Source organism: Chromobacterium sp. CV08 (assembly GCF_051129845.1).
Lineage (GTDB): Bacteria > Pseudomonadota > Gammaproteobacteria > Burkholderiales > Chromobacteriaceae > Chromobacterium.
The window spans coordinates 2,607,388-2,624,137 of record NZ_CP150453.1 but is presented as its reverse complement, the minus strand read 5'-3'; the positions used below and the strand labels follow the sequence as shown (position 1 = coordinate 2,624,137).

At 63.9% G+C, this 16,750-nt stretch carries 17 protein-coding genes and 1 other RNA gene; 9 read left to right on the top strand and 9 right to left on the bottom strand.

The window, feature by feature from the left end; genetic code table 11:
- Positions 1-32: 32 nt before the first annotated feature.
- From ribBA to WNM05_RS12285, 4 genes are all read right to left on the bottom strand, one after another.
- The gene (gene ribBA / locus WNM05_RS12300) at positions 33-1,157 is read right to left on the bottom strand and encodes a bifunctional 3,4-dihydroxy-2-butanone-4-phosphate synthase/GTP cyclohydrolase II (RefSeq protein ID WP_434626985.1); all 1,125 of its coding nucleotides are present in this window, start codon (positions 1,155-1,157) and stop codon (positions 33-35) included.
- Between the two features lie 29 nt (positions 1,158-1,186).
- Positions 1,187-1,852: a diphthine--ammonia ligase gene (locus WNM05_RS12295; protein WP_434626983.1), complete on the bottom strand. Its 666-nt coding sequence runs from the start codon at positions 1,850-1,852 to the stop codon at positions 1,187-1,189.
- Positions 1,849-2,463: a riboflavin synthase subunit alpha gene (locus WNM05_RS12290; RefSeq protein ID WP_434626982.1), complete on the bottom strand. Its 615-nt coding sequence runs from the start codon at positions 2,461-2,463 to the stop codon at positions 1,849-1,851. The genes WNM05_RS12295 and WNM05_RS12290 overlap by 4 nt, the downstream gene beginning before the upstream one ends.
- A 120-nt stretch (positions 2,464-2,583) precedes the next feature.
- Entirely contained in the window at positions 2,584-4,809 is a 2,226-nt protein-coding gene (locus WNM05_RS12285) for a TonB-dependent receptor domain-containing protein (protein WP_434626980.1), read from the bottom strand.
- Between the two features lie 134 nt (positions 4,810-4,943).
- Between WNM05_RS12285 and WNM05_RS12280 the strand changes: the two genes are divergently transcribed.
- The 3 genes from WNM05_RS12280 (at position 4,944) to WNM05_RS12270 (ending at position 8,117) form a co-directional block, all read left to right on the top strand.
- Positions 4,944-6,554 carry a peptide chain release factor 3 gene (locus WNM05_RS12280; protein ID WP_434626978.1) on the top strand — a complete coding sequence of 537 codons (1,611 nt, stop codon included), beginning with the start codon at positions 4,944-4,946 and terminating at the stop codon, positions 6,552-6,554.
- Positions 6,555-6,557: 3 nt separating this feature from the next.
- A complete protein-coding gene (locus WNM05_RS12275) occupies positions 6,558-7,406 on the top strand; it encodes a mechanosensitive ion channel domain-containing protein (protein WP_434626976.1) in 849 nt (282 codons plus the stop codon).
- Positions 7,407-7,472: 66 nt separating this feature from the next.
- Entirely contained in the window at positions 7,473-8,117 is a 645-nt protein-coding gene (locus WNM05_RS12270; protein WP_101708272.1) for a TetR/AcrR family transcriptional regulator, read from the top strand.
- Between the two features lie 64 nt (positions 8,118-8,181).
- On the opposite strand, the gene WNM05_RS12265 is transcribed toward WNM05_RS12270, so the two are convergent.
- Both WNM05_RS12265 and WNM05_RS12260 read right to left on the bottom strand, forming a co-directional pair.
- The gene (locus WNM05_RS12265) at positions 8,182-8,538 is read right to left on the bottom strand and encodes a hypothetical protein (RefSeq protein WP_434626974.1); all 357 of its coding nucleotides are present in this window, start codon (positions 8,536-8,538) and stop codon (positions 8,182-8,184) included.
- 341 nt (positions 8,539-8,879) lie between these two features.
- On the bottom strand, positions 8,880-10,088 hold the full coding sequence (locus tag WNM05_RS12260; RefSeq protein WP_434626972.1) for an amino acid aminotransferase: 1,209 nt from the start codon (positions 10,086-10,088) through the stop codon (positions 8,880-8,882).
- A gap of 271 nt (positions 10,089-10,359) precedes the next feature.
- On the opposite strand from WNM05_RS12260, the gene WNM05_RS12255 reads away from it, so the two are divergent.
- Complete coding sequence (locus tag WNM05_RS12255; RefSeq protein WP_434626970.1) at positions 10,360-10,638, top strand: hypothetical protein; 279 nt, start codon at positions 10,360-10,362, stop codon at positions 10,636-10,638.
- A gap of 54 nt (positions 10,639-10,692) precedes the next feature.
- On the opposite strand, the gene WNM05_RS12250 is transcribed toward WNM05_RS12255, so the two are convergent.
- Both WNM05_RS12250 and argE read right to left on the bottom strand, forming a co-directional pair.
- Entirely contained in the window at positions 10,693-12,072 is a 1,380-nt protein-coding gene (locus tag WNM05_RS12250; RefSeq protein WP_434626968.1) for a sodium-dependent transporter, read from the bottom strand.
- Positions 12,073-12,278: 206 nt separating this feature from the next.
- Positions 12,279-13,445 (bottom strand): acetylornithine deacetylase, encoded by a 1,167-nt coding sequence (gene argE / locus WNM05_RS12245; protein ID WP_434626966.1) that lies wholly within the window; start codon positions 13,443-13,445, stop codon positions 12,279-12,281.
- 138 nt (positions 13,446-13,583) lie between these two features.
- Here argE and ffs point away from each other — a divergent pair.
- Positions 13,584-13,682, top strand: an RNA gene (gene ffs, locus WNM05_RS12240) — signal recognition particle sRNA small type.
- 264 nt (positions 13,683-13,946) lie between these two features.
- On the top strand, positions 13,947-14,270 hold the full coding sequence (locus WNM05_RS12235; protein ID WP_101708278.1) for a helix-turn-helix domain-containing protein: 324 nt from the start codon (positions 13,947-13,949) through the stop codon (positions 14,268-14,270).
- 131 nt (positions 14,271-14,401) lie between these two features.
- Here WNM05_RS12235 and WNM05_RS12230 read toward each other — a convergent pair whose 3' ends face one another.
- Positions 14,402-14,851 (bottom strand): universal stress protein, encoded by a 450-nt coding sequence (locus WNM05_RS12230; protein ID WP_434626964.1) that lies wholly within the window; start codon positions 14,849-14,851, stop codon positions 14,402-14,404.
- A 116-nt stretch (positions 14,852-14,967) separates the two neighbouring features.
- Here WNM05_RS12230 and WNM05_RS12225 point away from each other — a divergent pair, with 116 nt between their 5' ends.
- From WNM05_RS12225 to WNM05_RS12215, 3 genes are all read left to right on the top strand, one after another.
- The gene (locus tag WNM05_RS12225; RefSeq protein WP_434626962.1) at positions 14,968-15,396 is read left to right on the top strand and encodes a thioesterase family protein; all 429 of its coding nucleotides are present in this window, start codon (positions 14,968-14,970) and stop codon (positions 15,394-15,396) included.
- Positions 15,397-15,414: 18 nt separating this feature from the next.
- Positions 15,415-15,828 carry a TerB family tellurite resistance protein gene (locus WNM05_RS12220; protein WP_434626960.1) on the top strand — a complete coding sequence of 138 codons (414 nt, stop codon included), beginning with the start codon at positions 15,415-15,417 and terminating at the stop codon, positions 15,826-15,828.
- A gap of 69 nt (positions 15,829-15,897) precedes the next feature.
- Positions 15,898-16,749 (top strand): AAA family ATPase, encoded by an 852-nt coding sequence (locus WNM05_RS12215; RefSeq protein ID WP_434626958.1) that lies wholly within the window; start codon positions 15,898-15,900, stop codon positions 16,747-16,749.
- Position 16,750 lies beyond the last annotated feature (1 nt).

The following is a 16,750-nucleotide window of genomic DNA, read 5'->3' as shown; positions in this document are numbered from 1 at the left end:
GAAAGCCGGCGATTGTACCCCAAGCGCGGCGATTAGGCCACGCCCGCGCCGTCCTGGCCGTCGACATGGAAATGGCCCGGCTGGCTGAAGCCGGTAACCTCCAGTTCGAAGCCGGCCATCGACGGCAGGCTGACCGGACTCGACATCAGCCTCATCTTGCCGACGCCGAGCGCCTTCAACATCTGCGCGCCTATCCCGAAGGTCTTGCTGTCCCACTTCTGCCGCTGCGGCTCCTGGCCCAGCGCCCGCTGCGCCAGGTCGACGCCGGTCTCGTCGCGGTACAGCAACACCATCACGCCGCAGCCCTCCTCCTCTATCGTCTCCAGCGCATTCGGCAGCGTCCACGAATGATGGCTGCACAACGGCGCCAGCACGTCGATCACCGACAGCGGCTCGTGCACCCGCACCAGGGTCTCGCGGTCGGCGCGGATCGTGCCCTTGCTCAGCGCCAGATGGGTGGCCGAGGTGGTGATGTCGCGGAACACGTGCAGGTCGAAACTGCCGAACGGCGTCTCCACCGGCCGCTCTCCGACCTTCTCCACCAGCGATTCGGTGCGGCTGCGGTACTGGATCAGATCGGCGATCGTGCCTATCTTCAGGCCGTGCTGCTTGGCGAACTCCAGCAGTTCCGGCAGACGCGCCATCGTGCCGTCGTCGTTCATGATCTCGCAGATCACGCCGGCCGGCTCGACGCCGGCCAGCATCGCCAGGTCGCAGCCGGCCTCGGTGTGGCCGGCGCGGATCAGCACGCCGCCGTTCTGCGCCTTCAGCGGAAACACGTGGCCCGGCTGCACCAGGTCGCCGGCCTTGGCCAGTCTCGCCACGGCGGTCTTGATCGTGTGGGCGCGGTCGGCGGCGGAAATGCCGGTGGTGACGCCCTCGGCGGCTTCGATGGACACGGTGAAATTGGTGCCGAAGCTGGTGCCGTTGTTGCCGGTCATCATCGGCAGGTTCAGCAGCTGGCAGCGCTCCTCGCTCAGCGTCAGACAGATCAGGCCGCGGCCGTGCTTGGCCATGAAATTGATCGCCTCCGGCGTGACGAACTCGGCCGCCATCACCAGATCGCCTTCGTTCTCGCGGTCTTCGGCGTCCATCAGCACCACCATCTTGCCGGCCTGGATGTCGGCGATGATGTCTTGAATCGGGGAAATGGCCATTTCTCTGTTCCTTTGTCTGTCCGCCCGTCTCATGCGGGCAATAAATCCAGCGCCCGGTATTCGCCGAGCCTCGCCACCGCGCCGTCACGCAGCGCCAGCGGCCGTTTGAACAAGGGTCCGTCCAGCACCAGCGTGTGGAACTCGCCCGCCTCGCCGCACGGATCGACGCCGTCGGCCATCATGTCTTCTATCAAGCGTTGGTCGAACGTCCGGCCCAGCCACTTTTCGTCTGTCAGCGCGGTGTTGACCATCACGACGCGGGCGACGAAGCCCGCGGCGACGAATTCCCGCGCCAGCTCGGCCCGCGGCTGCCGCCAGAGCGGCAGCACGGCCGCCAGTCCGGCTTCGACGCAGACACTCTCTTCCCATTCGCGATGCCCGTCCAGATCGATGTCGCCGAACACCACGGCCTCGACGCCGTCCTCGGCCACCGCCGCGCGCAACTGCCCGATGAAGACTTCGCGGTAATCGTCCCAGCTTGCGCGGCCCAGCCGCTGCGGCAAATCCATCGCCCGCGCCTGCAAGGCCAGCACTTCGGGTCGCACGCCATGCGAGCGGGAGCGCCCGCCCGCCTCGTCCAGCATCGTCAGCAGCGCCCTGGGCTCGGCGCCGGCCTGGACGGCACGCCACAGCGCGAGGCAGCTGTCCTTGCCGCCGCTCCACGACGCCAGCACCGGCAGATCGCGCAAAATCACGCCTGGCCGCGCTGCGCCAGAACGCGCTCGACGGTGTCGACGATGGCCTGGGTCTGCGGGTCGATCTCGATATTGATCTTGTCGCCCGGCTTGCGGCCGGCGATATTGGTCCGGTTCAGCGTTTCCGGGATCAGGTGGACGCAGAAACGGCGACCTTCGACGGCGCCTATCGTCAGGCTGATGCCGTCTATGCCGATATAGCCCTTGGTGAACACGTATTTTTCCAGGCCGGCCGGCAGCTCGAACCAGACGGTGCGGTTGTTCGGGGATTCAATGACGTCGGAGACCGCCGCGAGGCCCATCACATGGCCGGACATCGCGTGGCCGCCGATGTCGTCGCCGAAGCGCGCGGCGCGCTCGACATTGACGCCGTCGCCGGCCTTCAGCGCGCCCAGATTGGTCACGCGCAGCGTTTCCTGCATCAGGTCGAAATGGACCAGGTCGCCGTCGACGCGGGTGACGGTCAGGCAGCAGCCGTTATGGGCCACCGAGGCGCCGAGTTGCAGGCCGGGCAGCATGTCCTTGGGCAGACGGACGATATGGGTGCGGAAATCCTGTTTTTCTTCGATGGCGACCACTTCGGCCACGCCCTGGACGATACCGGTGAACACGGCAAGCTCCTTCGCTTTGATTGTCGTTTGGACGATATTGTAGCCGAACGGCCGTTTTCCAATCCGCGGCATGCATAAAAAAACCGGCCAGAGGCCGGTTCGGGAAAGCTGCGCGACGGATCAGAAACGCCAGGACACGCTGCTGCGGATCGCGCGGCCCATGCCCTCGGCGCCCTCGGTCAGATACGGCTGATAGCTGCGGTTGAACAGATTGTCGACCGACAGCCGCGCCTCCATGCCCTTCAACGCGGCCTGCTTCGGCTGCCACACCGCGAACAGACCGGCCAGCGCATAGCCGTGCTGGGCCGGATAGGCGTAGCTGACCGCCTCCGGATTGACGTTCTGCGGCACACGGTCCTGGGCGCGGACGAACTTGCCCTGGGCGCCCAGCGTCAGCCCTATCGGCGCGAAAGTGTAGCCGGCCGACAGCACCGCCTTGCGCGGCGGCACATCCACCATGGGCTCGTCCCTGCCCCAGGGATCGCGCAGGCTGTGGCGGCGTTCGCCTACGATGGACGACAAGGACAGACCGGCGAAGAAGCCACGCCACTGGTAGCGGCTGTCGAACTCGAAGCCGTCCACCACATAGCCCGGCAGATTGCGGTAGAAGCCTATCACCGCCGGCAGCGGCGCGCCCGGCGCGTCGCCTCGGTTAGGACCGATGCGCTGGCCTATCGCGTCGGTGACGTCCTGACGGAACCAGGTCAGGCTGGCGGCCAGCCTGTCGCCGGCGGCCAGCACGCCGCCGCCGTCGAAGGACAGCCCCAACTTCAGCGCCTTCAATTTCTCGGGCCGCAGCTGACGGCTGCTGGCGGTGGTGCTGCCCAGCGTCTGCACGTCGTAGACCTCGTCGGCGTTCGGCGCGCGCCAGGTGCGGGCATAGCCGGCGTCCAGCGTCCAGTTCGGCAGGAAGCGCCAGCTGGCGGCCAGTCGCGGCGACCAGCCGGAGAAATGCAGCGGGCTGTAGTCGTGGCCCTTGGCCGGGTTGTTGTAGGTGGACGCCAGATTCCGCCTGCCGCGCACCTCGATGTCGTCGTAGCGCAGCGACGGCGTCAGGCTGACGCCGTCCAGCGGCTTCCACTCGTGCACCCAATAGGCCGATTGCATCGTCTCGCTGCCCGGCGGCGAGTAGCGCGGATTCATCAGTCCATAGTTATAGGCCTTGTCCTTGGCCTTGCTCGGCATATAGGCCAGCGCGTCGCGGTCCTTGCGCGACCAGCTGGCGCCGACGGTCACCACCTGGCTGCTCCAGCCTTCGCCGATATTGGCGACGTTGCGCAGATCCCATTGCTTGTCGCGCTGGGTCACCCAGCTCTCCTTGCCGAACTGCGAGTCGAAAGCGGTGCTGCTGGCGTTGTCGGGACGGGTGTCGTGCTGGAAGCGGCGCGACTGCGCGTAGCTCAGTGTCAGGTCCAGCCACGGCATCCGGCTGCCGACGTAGTTCCAGCTGGCGTTCATCGAATCCATCCGCTGCTCCCGCCAGACCGTCTTCAACAGCCAGGCCTGGTCCAGGCCGTATTTCTTGATGTCGGCCGCCGACGGCGCCGGAATGTCGCCGCGTCTGGCGGCCCACGGCGTGCGCAACTCGTCGTCCTGGCGCACCAGGCCCAGTTTCAGGCTGTGGCCTTCGGCCGGACGCCAGCCCAGCTTCAGCATGCCGCCCTGCTGCTCGCCGCCAGAGAAGCGATAAGGCGTGCCGTCCGGCTGCGTCCCGTCCTCGCCTCGGCTGTGGGTGATGTAGGCCAGGATGTCGGCCGGCTTGCCGGCGCCGCCGGCGTAGGCGGCCAGCGACTGGCTGAAGCGGCGGCCGTTGTCCTGGTAGCCCAGCTTGGCGAAACCGCCGACGCTGCGGCCCGGCAGCAGCAGCTCGTCGACGGTCTTGGTTTCCGCCTTCACCACGCCGCCGAAGGCGCCGTTGCCGTAGAACGGCGAATGGCCGCCCTTGATCACCTCCACCGATCCGAGCAGCTCGGGATCGACGAAGGACGTGCCCTGCTGGTATTTGTCGAAGCCCTGGCCGGCGCCGTCGAGATAGACCTGCACCTGCTCGACGTCGCCGAAGCCCCAGACATTGATGGTCTGGCCGCCCGGACGCGGCGAGCCGCCGGCATTGACGCCCGGCAGCGCGTCCAGCACCTCGGCCAGCGACCGGGCTTGCGGACGGGCGATCTCCTCCCGGCCGAGCTTGCTGACCGCCGGCGTCAGCGCGACCGCGTCGGCGCTGACCTTGACGGTGTCGAGCTGGAGGCCGGCTTCGGCGGCCCGGGACGGCGAACTGGCGAGACTGAGGGAGAGGACGGTCAGGCAGAATGGGAAGACTGCGGACGGACTGCGGCCATTGGCCATGCTTTTCTGGTGCAACATCACGGGGTGGACATTTTTGTAATTGATAATCGTTATCAAATATTAACATATAAATTTCATCGCCGCCTCAACTCCGGTAAAATGCCCGGTTTTACTGAATTCTCAAGCCATCGCCCATGTCCGCCGAACTCTCCCGCATCGCCGAAGAAGTCTCGCACCGCCGCACCTTCGCCATCATCTCCCACCCCGACGCCGGCAAGACCACGCTGACGGAAAAGCTGCTGCTGTTCTCCGGCGCCATCCAGATGGCCGGCACGGTGAAGGGCAAGAAAGGCGGCAAGTTCGCCACCTCGGACTGGATGGAGATCGAGAAGCAGCGCGGCATTTCGGTGGCGTCGTCGGTGATGCAGTTCGATTATCGCGACCACACCGTCAACCTGCTGGACACCCCGGGCCACCAGGACTTCTCCGAGGACACCTACCGCGTGCTGACCGCCGTCGACAGCGCGCTGATGGTGATCGACGCCGCCAAGGGCGTCGAAGAACAGACGATCAAGCTCTTGAACGTCTGTCGTCTGCGCAACACGCCCATCGTCACCTTCATGAACAAGTGCGACCGCGAAGTGCGGGACAGCCTGGAATTGCTGGATGAAGTGGAAAACGTGCTGAAGATCCGCTGCGCGCCCATCACCTGGCCGATCGGCATGGGCAAGACCTTCCGCGGCGTGTACAGCCTGTTGAACGACGCGGTGATCCTTTTCGAGGCCGGCACCGAAAAACTGGTTTCCGACATCGAGGTGATCCAGGGCATAGACAACCCGCGCCTGGACGAACTGTTCCCGCTGGAAATGGAACAGCTGCGGATGGAGATCGAGTTGGTCAAGGGCGCCTCCAATGAATGGAGCCTGGACGAATTCCTGGCCGGCGAGCTGACGCCGGTATTCTTCGGCTCCGCGATCAACAACTTCGGCGTGCGCGAAATCCTCAACGCGCTGATCGACTGGGCGCCGGCGCCGCAGGAGCGCGACGCCACCTCGCGCAGCGTGGACCCGAAGGAGGCCAAGTTCTCCGGCTTCGTGTTCAAGATCCAGGCCAATATGGATCCGAAGCACCGCGACCGCATCGCTTTCCTGCGCGTCTGCTCGGGCCAGTTCGAGCGCGGCATGAAGATGAAGCACCTGCGCCTGAACCGCGACATCGCCGCCTCCAGCGTCGTGACCTTCATGTCGCACGACCGCGAAATCGTGGAAGAGGCCTTCGCCGGCGACATCATCGGCATCCCGAACCACGGCAACATCCAGATCGGCGACAGCTTCTCCGAGGGCGAGGACCTGGCCTTCACCGGCATCCCCTTCTTTGCGCCGGAACTGTTCCGCTCGGTGCGGATCAAAAACCCATTGAAGCTGAAACAACTGCAAAAGGGCCTGCAACAGCTCGGCGAAGAAGGCGCGGTGCAGGTGTTCAAGCCGCACAGCGGCGGCGACCTGATCCTCGGCGCCGTCGGCGTGCTTCAGTTCGAGGTGGTGGCCAGCCGGCTGGCCGCCGAATACGGCGTCGACGCCATCTTCGAATCGGCCAGCATCTGGTCGGCGCGCTGGTTCAGCTGCGACGACCGCAAGAAGCTGGACGAATTCGTCAAGACGCTGCAGATGAACATCGCAACCGATGCCGGCGGCAACCTCGCCTATCTGGCGCCCAACCGCGTCAACCTGCAACTGACGCAGGAGCGCTGGCCCGACATCGTGTTCCACGAAACCCGCGAACATGCGGTGAAACTGAACGACTGAGGCATGCGGACCATCCTCGACCTGATCGCCTTCCTGCGGGAGAACTACTCGCACGAGATCACCCGCTCGCTGCTGTTGATCCTGACGCTGCTGATCACCCGCGTGGCGGTGGACCGGCTGCTGGCGGCCAACAGCCGCGTGCCGGTCGAGGCGCGCCGGCGCTGGTCCATCAACACCCGCAACGGCCTGTTCTTCACCGGCCTGGCCGGCATAGGCTTCATCTGGGCCAATGAGCTGCAGACGCTGGCGGTGTCGATGCTGGCCTTCGCCGCCGCATTGATCCTGGCCACCAAGGAATTGATCATGTGCCTTTCCGGCGGCGTGGTCCGGCAGATGTCGAACAGCTACACGCTGGGCGATCACATCGAGGTCGGTACGGTGCGCGGCCGGGTCGTCGACATCGGCCTGCTGTCGACCACCGTGATGGAGATCGGACCGAACCACAGCTCGCACCAGATGACAGGCCGCGCGCTGACCTTTCCCAACAGCCTGCTGCTGTCGACGCCGGTGATACGGGAAAACTATATGGGCGAGTACGTGATGCACATCATCAACGTGCCGATGGCCTACTCGGTGCCGCCGACGCAGGCCGAGCGGATGCTGATGTCGGCGGCCGAGGGCGCCTGCCAGTCGCATGTGGACGTGGCGCGCCGCCACATGGAAGACATGGCCAAGCGCTACCTGGTCGACATTCCGTCGGTCGAGCCCCGCATTTCCATCCAGCCCGTCGACGAAAAACGCTACCAGTTGATCCTGCGCATCGCGATTCCGGCGCGGGAGCGGCAACGTATCGAGCAAGCCATCCTGCATCGATTCATGGCCGATTGCTATCCCGTCGTCAACCCGCAATGAATAGAGCAACAACTCCAAACATCGTATACAATTGCGCTATGCGAAGTTCCTCCCAGCCGGTGCCTCATGAGTAAAACCAGAATCAAGACCTACGACCGCATCATCCAAGAGAGCCTGAAGCTGTTCAACGAACAGGGCGAACGCAGCATCACCACCAACCACATCGCGGCGCATCTGGGCATCAGCCCCGGCAATCTCTACTACCACTTCCGCAACAAGGAAGAAATCGTCTACCAAATCTTCACGATGTACCGCGAGTTCATCAACCAGCGCCTGGCCGTGCCGGAAGACCGGAAGATGACGGTGGACGACCTGGTCAACTACCTGGACACCGCCTTCCTGGCGATGTGGCAGTTCCGCTTCATGTTCTACGACCTGCCGGGCATGCTGGCGCGCAATCCGCAGATGCAGTCGGAGTACCATCAGTTCGTCAACACCGAGCTGAAGAACATCCTGGGCGAGCACTTCCGCGAATTCATCCGCCTCGGCCTGCTGAAAATGGACGAGGAGGACATCGAGGCGGTCAGCATCAATATCTGGCTGGTGGTGAAATTCTGGTTCGCCTTCGAACAGACCTCGCGGCCCAAGGCCCCGATCACCGAAGAGTCGGGCCATCGCGGCGTCCTGCAGGTGCTGGCACTGCTGAAGCCCTACGTTCAACCCGAGTACATGCACGCCTTCCGCTCGCTGTGCGAGCGCCACGCAGTGTAAGACCCGGCGCAGGCAAGCAAAAAAGCCACTCCTGGGAGTGGCTTTTCGTTTGGCGCGTGCCGCTTCAGGCTGCTGCTGCGGCGGTGCCGGGCATCAGATAGCCCAGCAATTCGCCATTGGCCAACAATTTGCGCAAATGACTGCCGGGAGCCGAGCCGGAGTACTCCAGCTGCCGCCCTGCGCGACGGGCGACGCTGCCGTCGGCGCATACTTCCATTTCCACTTCAAGGTTCCAGAGCGCGGGGCGCGCATCCGGATCCACCGGCTCCAGCGATACTGTCAGCCGATAGCGGCTGTCGCGGGAATAAACGTCAAGCAGGCCGAGAAGGCCCAGGTTGTTGCGGACATCGGCATCGTCCGCGTCAAAAGCACCCGCAGAGATGGCCTGCGGAACCAGCACTTCAGGAAAAGTCGCAGTCATGGCATCTACCCCGAGGGTTTCCCCTCTAAACAAGCTGTTGGATTATTGTTCTTGCCGCCCCGTTTGAACCAGGGTCAGCAATCCGACATTCATTGATGTCTTCCAGCATCATGCGGATATTTCTCGGCGTAGACAATGGCGCAGCGGGCAAATCCTATGGCTACTAGACCAAACCTGTCCTTTTGGCCACTGCTTTTTGGACGGCCGCGTCACAAGCGCAAGCCATTGATGTCAAATGCATTAAAAATTCGCCCAAAACTGCCATCCACTTAATCAGCGCGGCGGCAAAGCATGTGAAAACCCCGGCGGATGCCGGGGTTCGCTTTGTCGGGCCAGGCCTGTCAACCCTGCACCACCGCGGCTATCGCCCCGGCCACGTACTCGACGTTGCGGCTGTTCAGCGCGGCCAGGCAGATGCGGCCGGTGGACACCGCGTAGATGCCGAACTCCTCGCGCAGGCGCTCCACCTGCGCGGCGCTCAGGCCGGTGTAGGAGAACATGCCGCGCTGCTCGGTGATGAAGGAGAAGTCGGCGGCGACGCCGCGCGCCCGGATCGCCTCGAGCAGCGCCAGCCGCATCGCGCGGATGCGGTCGCGCATGCCCGCCAGCTCGTCCTCCCACTGCTGCCGCAGCTCGGTGCTGGACAGCACCGCGGCGACGATGGCGGCGCCGTGGATAGGGGGATTCGAGTAATTGGTGCGGATCACGCGCTTCAGCTGGGACAACACGCGGACCGACTCGTCCTTGGACGCGGTGACGATGGACAGCGCGCCGACCCGCTCGCCGTACAGCGAGAAGCTCTTCGAGAAGGAACTGGCGACGAAGAACTGCAGGCCGGAGCCGGCGAACAGCCGTACCGCCAGCGCGTCGGCGTCTATGCCGTCGGCGAAGCCCTGGTAGGCCATGTCGAGGAAGGGCAGCAGGCCGCGCTCGCGGCAAATCCGCACCACTTCTTCCCATTGCGCGGCCGACAGGTCGGCGCCGGTCGGATTGTGGCAGCAGGCGTGCAGCACGATGACGGAGCCTGCGTCCAGCGAGGCCAGGAAGGCCTTCATCGCAGCGAAGTCCACGCCGCGGCTGGCCGCGTGGTAGTACGGGTAGTTCTCCACCTCGAAGCCGGCCGATTCGAACAGCGCGCGGTGGTTTTCCCACGACGGGTCGCTGATGTAGACCTTGGACTTCGGATTCAGTCGGCGCAGGAAATCGGCGCCTATCTTCAGCGCGCCGGTGCCGCCCAGCGCCTGGGCGGTCACCACCCGGCCGGCGGCCAAGAGCTCGCTGCCCTCGCCGAACAGCAGCTTCTGCACCGCCGCGTCGTAGGCGGCGCCCCCCTCGATCGGCTGATAGCCGCGCGCCGGCAGCGCTTCCAGCCTGGCCTTCTCGGCGGCGCGCACCGCGGCCAGCAGCGGAATCTTGCCGTTGTCGTCGGAATAGACGCCGACGCCGAGGTTCACCTTGGTGTCGCGGCCGTCCGCGTTGAAGGCCTCGTTCAAACCGAGAATGGGGTCGCGCGGCGCCAGCTCCACGCCGGCGAAGATCGAAGAAGTCATACCAGGCTCCATTGCTTTGCAGATCGGCCGGCGGCTCGGCGCCGGCCATAAGAAAAACCGTATCGTGCTGTTGCCTTCCGAATGCAAGGCTGTTCGCTGTCGAACAACAGTCTAACACGAGCGCGCCGACCGGCGACAAACCATGGCCCTGGCCGGCACGGCAGGATATTGCGACCGCACATCGACAAATGCCCGCCGATGGCATAATCAGAAGCGTGACGCCGCGCGCGCGGCGCCTTACCTGCCGCTCCATGCCATCCGGAGACACTCGATGAAAAAGGGAATCCTGCTGTTCTGGCCGTCGTTCATCATCGCCGTCATCGCCACCGGCGTGTTCTACTCCATCTTCGACCCCGCCGAACTGACGCTGCACGGCCACGCGCTGTTCGCCGACAAGCTGAGCGCCTATTCGGTGTTCCTGCTGGCCAGCTGGGCCTTCGGCGCGTTGAACACATCCATCGTGCTGCTGCTGGAAAAGAGCGCCCGCGACATCAACGGCTTCACCCCGCCGCCGGCGCAGGCGCCCGACGAGGAGATTCCGCTGCCCTGAGGGCGCACCGGACGTCGATGCGAAAAAGGCCGGACATCGTCCGGCCTTTCCGTTTTAGAACACTTTCAACCCCTTCAGCATCACCGCCAGGATCAGCAGCGGCGAAACGAAGCGGAGCACGAAGAACAGCCCCCTCAGCAGGCGCTCGTTGCCGAGCGTCCCGCCGTTGCTCAGCGCATCGCGGAAGCGGTCGAAACCCCAGACCCAGCCGGTGAACAGGCACAGGCAGATGCCGCCCAGCGGCATCAGCACATTGGACGTGATGAAGTCGAACAGGTCGAACAGCGTCATGCCGTGGATCTTGAAGTCGGCGGTCAGGCTGTTGGACAGCGCGCAACCGGCGCCGACCACCGCCAGCAGCAGCAGATTGATCACGGTGGAGCGGACGCGGCTGATGCCGAAGCGCTCGCTGAGCACCGACACCGGCACTTCCAGTATCGACAGCATCGCGCCGGTGGCGGCGATGGCGGCCAGCACGAAGAACACCACCATGAACAGATGGCCCAGCGGCATGCTGGCGAATACCGCCGGAATGGTGATGAACAGCAGCGACGGGCCGGCCTCGGGCTTGAAGCCGAAGGCGAACACCGCCGGGAAGATGGCGATGCCGGCCAGCAGCGACACGAACAGGTCGGCGCACATCACGCGGAAGGTCGTCAGCGGAATATCCTGGTCGTCGCGGAAGTAGCTGCCATAGGTGATCATCGTGCCCATGCCTATCGACAGCTTGAAGAAGGCCAGGCCCATCGCCGTCAACACCACCGCAGCGCTGATCTTGGAGAAGTCGGGCGCGAACAGGAAGGCCAGACCCTGGCCGGCGCCCGGCAGCATCAGGCTGCGCGCGCCGATGACGAGCAGCAGCACGAACAGCAGCGGCATCAGCTTCTTGGTCACCGCCTCTATGCCCTTGGACACGCCCAAGAGCAGGATGCCGCCGATCAGCGCCAATACCAGCCACTGCCACAGCAGAGACTGCAGCGGATCGGAAATCAGCGAAGAAAACGCGTCAGAAGTGACCTTGGGATCGCGCGACAGGATTTCGCCGCCTATCGCCTTGAAGATGTAGGCGAACACCCAGGCCGCCACCTCGGAATAGAAGGCCATGATCAGGAAGGCGGCGAACACGCCGAAAGCGCCGACCAGCCACCAAGGCTTACCCGCCGGCGCCAGCTTGGCCAGCGTGGTCACGGCGTCGCGCTTGGCCTTGCGGCCCAGCATGATTTCGGAAATCATCACCGGCAGGCCGACCACCAGCGTGGCCAGCACATACACCACCAGAAAGCCGGCGCCGCCGTTGGTGCCGGTCAGATACGGAAACTTCCAGATATTGCCCAGTCCCACAGCCGAGCCCAAGGTCGCCGCCAGCACGCCGAAGCTGGACGTGAATCCGTCCCGCGACTTCGCCTCTCCACCCGATTTCGATTTGTCCTGCATATTGTTCTCTCGCTAATGTAACGAGCCCGCGCGGAAATCTCCGAGCGGGCTTCTTTATGGAGCCGTCAACAAACCGCGGATACCGCGCCTCGCCGGCGCGTCCGGCTCATGCGCTGCGTGGTTTTGTTGGCGACTCGTCGACCTTCGATGTTACCGGGGCAGAATTTTGAGGCCTAACGCTGATACAGGCAAAGCATTTTTTACGTCTATTTGATTAACTTGTTAGCCAGTGCGCCCAGCCAGTCGTAGCAGGCCTGCAACTGCGACGCCTCGATATACTCGTCCGGGCGGTGCGCCTGCTCGATCGAACCCGGGCCCAGCACCACGCACGGTATGCCGGCCTGGCTGAACAGCCCCGCTTCTGTGGTATAGGCGACGCCGGAGCCGCCGTCGCAGCCGCACAGGCTGGCGACGTACTGGCGGATGGCCGAAGCCGGGTCCGACTCGAAGGCCGGGCTGTACACCATGGGCTCGATGACGATGTCGGCCTCCGGCGCCACGGCTCGCATCTCCAACAGCAGATTGGCGGCGTAATCGGACACCGACGACACCAGGCGCTGCGGATCGTCGCCCGGCAGCCAGCGGCACTCGAACATGAATTCGCAGTCGGCCGGCACGATATTGCAGGCCACGCCTCCGTGCACCAAACCGGTCTGCATCGTGGTGAACGGCACATCATATAAGGACTGCCGATGACCGAACGCGGCCTCCGCGTCGGCCAGCTTGCGGATATGGGTGATCAGCCGGGCCGCGTATTCGATGGCGTTGACGCCCTGCGGAGTCAGCGACGAGTGCGCGGCCCTGCCCTTCACCTTGCAGCGGTAATGGGCGATGCCCTTGTGGGCGATCACCGGCCGCATCGAGGTCGGCTCGCCGACCAGGCAGCCGGCGATGTTCTCGCCGTCGGCCTGCAGGCCGTCGATCAGGCGCCCGACGCCCAGGCAGCCGACCTCCTCGTCGTAGGACAGCGCGATGCCTATGCCCTGGGCCAGCTTGCCGTCGGCCGCCAGCGCCGCGAACAGCGGCACCCGGGCCAGCACGCAGGCGATGAAGCCCTTCATGTCGGCGCTGCCGCGCCCGTACAGCCGCCCGTCGCCGCCGTCGCCGAGCTCGAACGGCGGCCGGCTCCAGTCCTGACCGTCCACCGGCACCACGTCGGTATGGCCGGACAGCACGACAAGCGGCAGCCCGGGCGCGCCGATGCGCGCGAACAGATTGGCCTTGCTGCCGTCGTCGTTGTACGTCAGCCGGCCGGCGATGCCGAAGCCGGCCAGATAGGCCTGGACCCATTCGATCAGCTTCAGATTGGAATAACGGCTGGTGGTGTCGAAGCGTATCAGTTCGGCCAGCAGGCTTCGAGCGTCGTTGGGCATGGGCAATCCTGTCGGTAGCGGTATCGGCAGAGTCTGCACCCGCCGTGCCCGGCAGGCAATAGCGTCTTCGGCGGCATCATTCCATGCAAAAAATGCTTGGCAAATAGCGAATCGTTGGATAGAATCCGTTTTCTCTATGGCGGGCCTCCCCGCATTGCACGGTAGCGAACCTGGTCAGGTCCGGAAGGAAGCAGCCACAGTTATTTAGTGCAAGTGCCGGGGGTCGGGCTCGCCACCCCTCCCTTCCCTGTTTGTGCCCAGTACAATTGCAAAATTGCGACACTTTTTCAGCCATATTACATCGTTCAGAACTGATTCCATTGTCCTTGACGATTAGATTCCGCTAACATTAGCAAAGCTGAATTTTCAAATTCATGGAACTTCACTAATTTCCCTGCATCATAAATATTCCTGTTGGATTTTTTTTGCTATTTTTAAAAAGCAGGGCGAAGTCCTAAAAAAATATTAGAACCATTTGTTTCAGATACGAGAGGAACACTCATGAAACTGTTTGAAAAAATCCCGAATCCGCGGGAGATCCGCCGCAAGCTGGGCCTGAACCAACAAGAGTTCTGGAGCCGCATCGGCGTTACCCAGTCCGGCGGCTCCCGCTATGAAAGCGGTCGCAACATGCCGAAGCCGGTACGCGAGCTGCTGCGCCTGGTGCACGTCGAGCAGATCGACCTGTCCAAGGTCCGCCGCGAGGACTTCGAGATCGTCGAATACCTGAAGGAAACCCACCCCGATCTGTACAAGAGCCTGCGCAAGGCGGTCCGTACCAAGATCGAGGCACAGGAAGGCGGCGCGGAAGTCGCAGCCGGCTAAGCGCCCCTCCCCGCAGAAAAGCCAGCCCGGCGACGCCCGGCTGGCTTTTTTATCGCCCGAATGTCGGACAAAACGGCGCCGGGCCCACCGAGGACCCTCCTCGGCTTCACCGCCGTCAATATGGCAAGCGGCTAGTCTTCCGGGGCGCGCAGCAACAATACCGGCATATCGGCCACCTTGAGCACGCCTTCCGCGACGCTGCCCATCAGCAGGTGCATCAGCCCGCCGAGACCGTGCGTGCCCATCACGATCAGATCCGCCCCCCACTCCGAGGCGTCGTCGGACAGCACCGCCGCGATCTTGTCGCCCCAGCTCTCCAGTATCTTGCACTCGGGCTCGACGCCCTGCGCCCTGGCGCGCTCGCCGGCCTGCCCCAGCACCTGCTCGCCGGCCTGCTTGATCGACTTCTGCAACTCGGTCGCGTCGAGGAACTCGGTGCCGCCCCAACCGAACTGGGCCAGGTCGACCACGTGGACCAGCTTGATCGAGGAGCCGAAGACCTTGGCCAGCTTGCACGCCTCGCTCAGCGCCAGATTGGAGGTATCGCTGTCGTCGACCGGAACAAAGATTCTCTGGTACATGATGTTCCACTCCTATAGAGAGGGCCTGCCCTCAGTCTATCAAATCCTGCCGCCCGGCGTTTGACAGCGGCCGGTTTTATTTGACATAAATGCCATGACCCACTCGGAGACCCAGCATGGCCCGCATCGAACTGGCATTGCCGGAACGCTTTGTGTTCGAGACCTGCCTCGACGTCGGCATCGGAGACATCAACTACGCCGGCCACCTGGGCAACGACGCGATGCTCCGCCTGGCCCACGAGGCCAGGATACGGCTGCTGAAGCACCTGGGCTACCCGCACGAGCTGCAGATAGAGGGGCTGGGCCTGGTCGTCGCCGACATCGCCGCCTGCTACAAGACGGAGGCCTTTCACGGCGACAGGCTGCGCTTCCGCATCGGCGTCGCCGACCCCGGCCGCTACGGGCTGGATCTGATTTATCAGGCAGTCGATGACAACAGCGGTGCAGAAGTGGCAAGATTGAAGACAGGTATCGTTTTTTTCGACTACCGGATACGCAAGATCGCCCATATGCCGGAAGCCTTTTCCGGGAAGCTCAGCCAATAGCAAACAAGGAATGGCGCCATGAGACACTACCCGCCCAACAGCCCAGAGGCGATGGCCAGACTCCTGGCCATGTTCATGATCACAGATGGCAACATGGATCCGCGCGAACTCGAGCTGCTGGAGAAACTGCACGTCTACCATTTGATCAATCTGCCGCGCAAACAGTTCGCCCAGGTCTTCCGCGACTTGTGCGACGACATTTCCGACGAGGCCGGCGACGACGGTTCGATCCGCCTGCTCGACCGCGAACGGATAGACAATCTGCTGGCCGACGTGACCGACCGCCGCAAGCGCATCCTGACCTGCGTGCTGGCGATGGACATCGGCAAGTCGGACGGCACCATCAGCGACAGCGAGATGGCATTGCTCAGCCACATGATGAAGAGCTGGGGCGTCACACTGGACGACCTGGCGCGGGAATTCACCCGCTGATCCCTTGGGCGGCCCGGATCCGGCGCCGCCCTTTCGACCACCCACCACCACGTACCACAGCCTATCCCGATGACTACCCGCTTTACCGGCACCGAACGCTATATCGCCACCGACGACCTGATGATGGCCGTCAACGCCTCCATCGCCCTGCAACGCCCGCTGCTGATCAAGGGCGAGCCCGGCACCGGCAAGACCATGCTGGCCGAGGAAGTGGCCGCCAGCCTGGGCCGAGAACTGATCATCTGGCCGATCAAGTCGACGACCAAGGCCCAGCACGGTCTGTACGAATACGACGCGGTGTCGCGGCTGCGCGACTCGCAGCTCGGCGACGCCAAAGTGCACGACATCGCCAACTACATCATCAAGGGCAAGCTGTGGCAGGCCTTCGAGGCCGAGACGGCGCCGGTGCTGCTGATAGACGAGATAGACAAGGCCGACATCGAATTCCCCAACGACCTGCTGCGCGAGCTGGACCAGATGGAATTCTTCGTCCACGAGACCCAGCAATTCGTCCGCGCGCGCCAGCGCCCGATCATCATCATCACCTCCAACAACGAGAAGGAGCTGCCGGACGCCTTCCTGCGCCGCTGCTTCTTCCATTACATCCGCTTTCCCGATGCCGAGACGATGCAGGCCATCGTCGACGTCCACTTCCCCGACATCCGCCAGCAGCTGGTCAAGCAGGCGCTGGAGGTATTCTTCTCCATCCGCGAGCTGCCCGGCCTGAAAAAGAAGCCGACCACCTCGGAGCTGCTGGACTGGCTGAAGCTGCTGGTCGGCGAGGCGGTCGCGCCGGACGAGCTGGCTGCCCGCCACGCGCAGAGCGCGCCGCCGCCGCTGGCCGGCGCGCTGCTGAAGAACGAACAGGACCTGCAGCTGTTCGAGCGGCTGATGCAGATGGCGCGGCTGCGCCGGGGCTGAC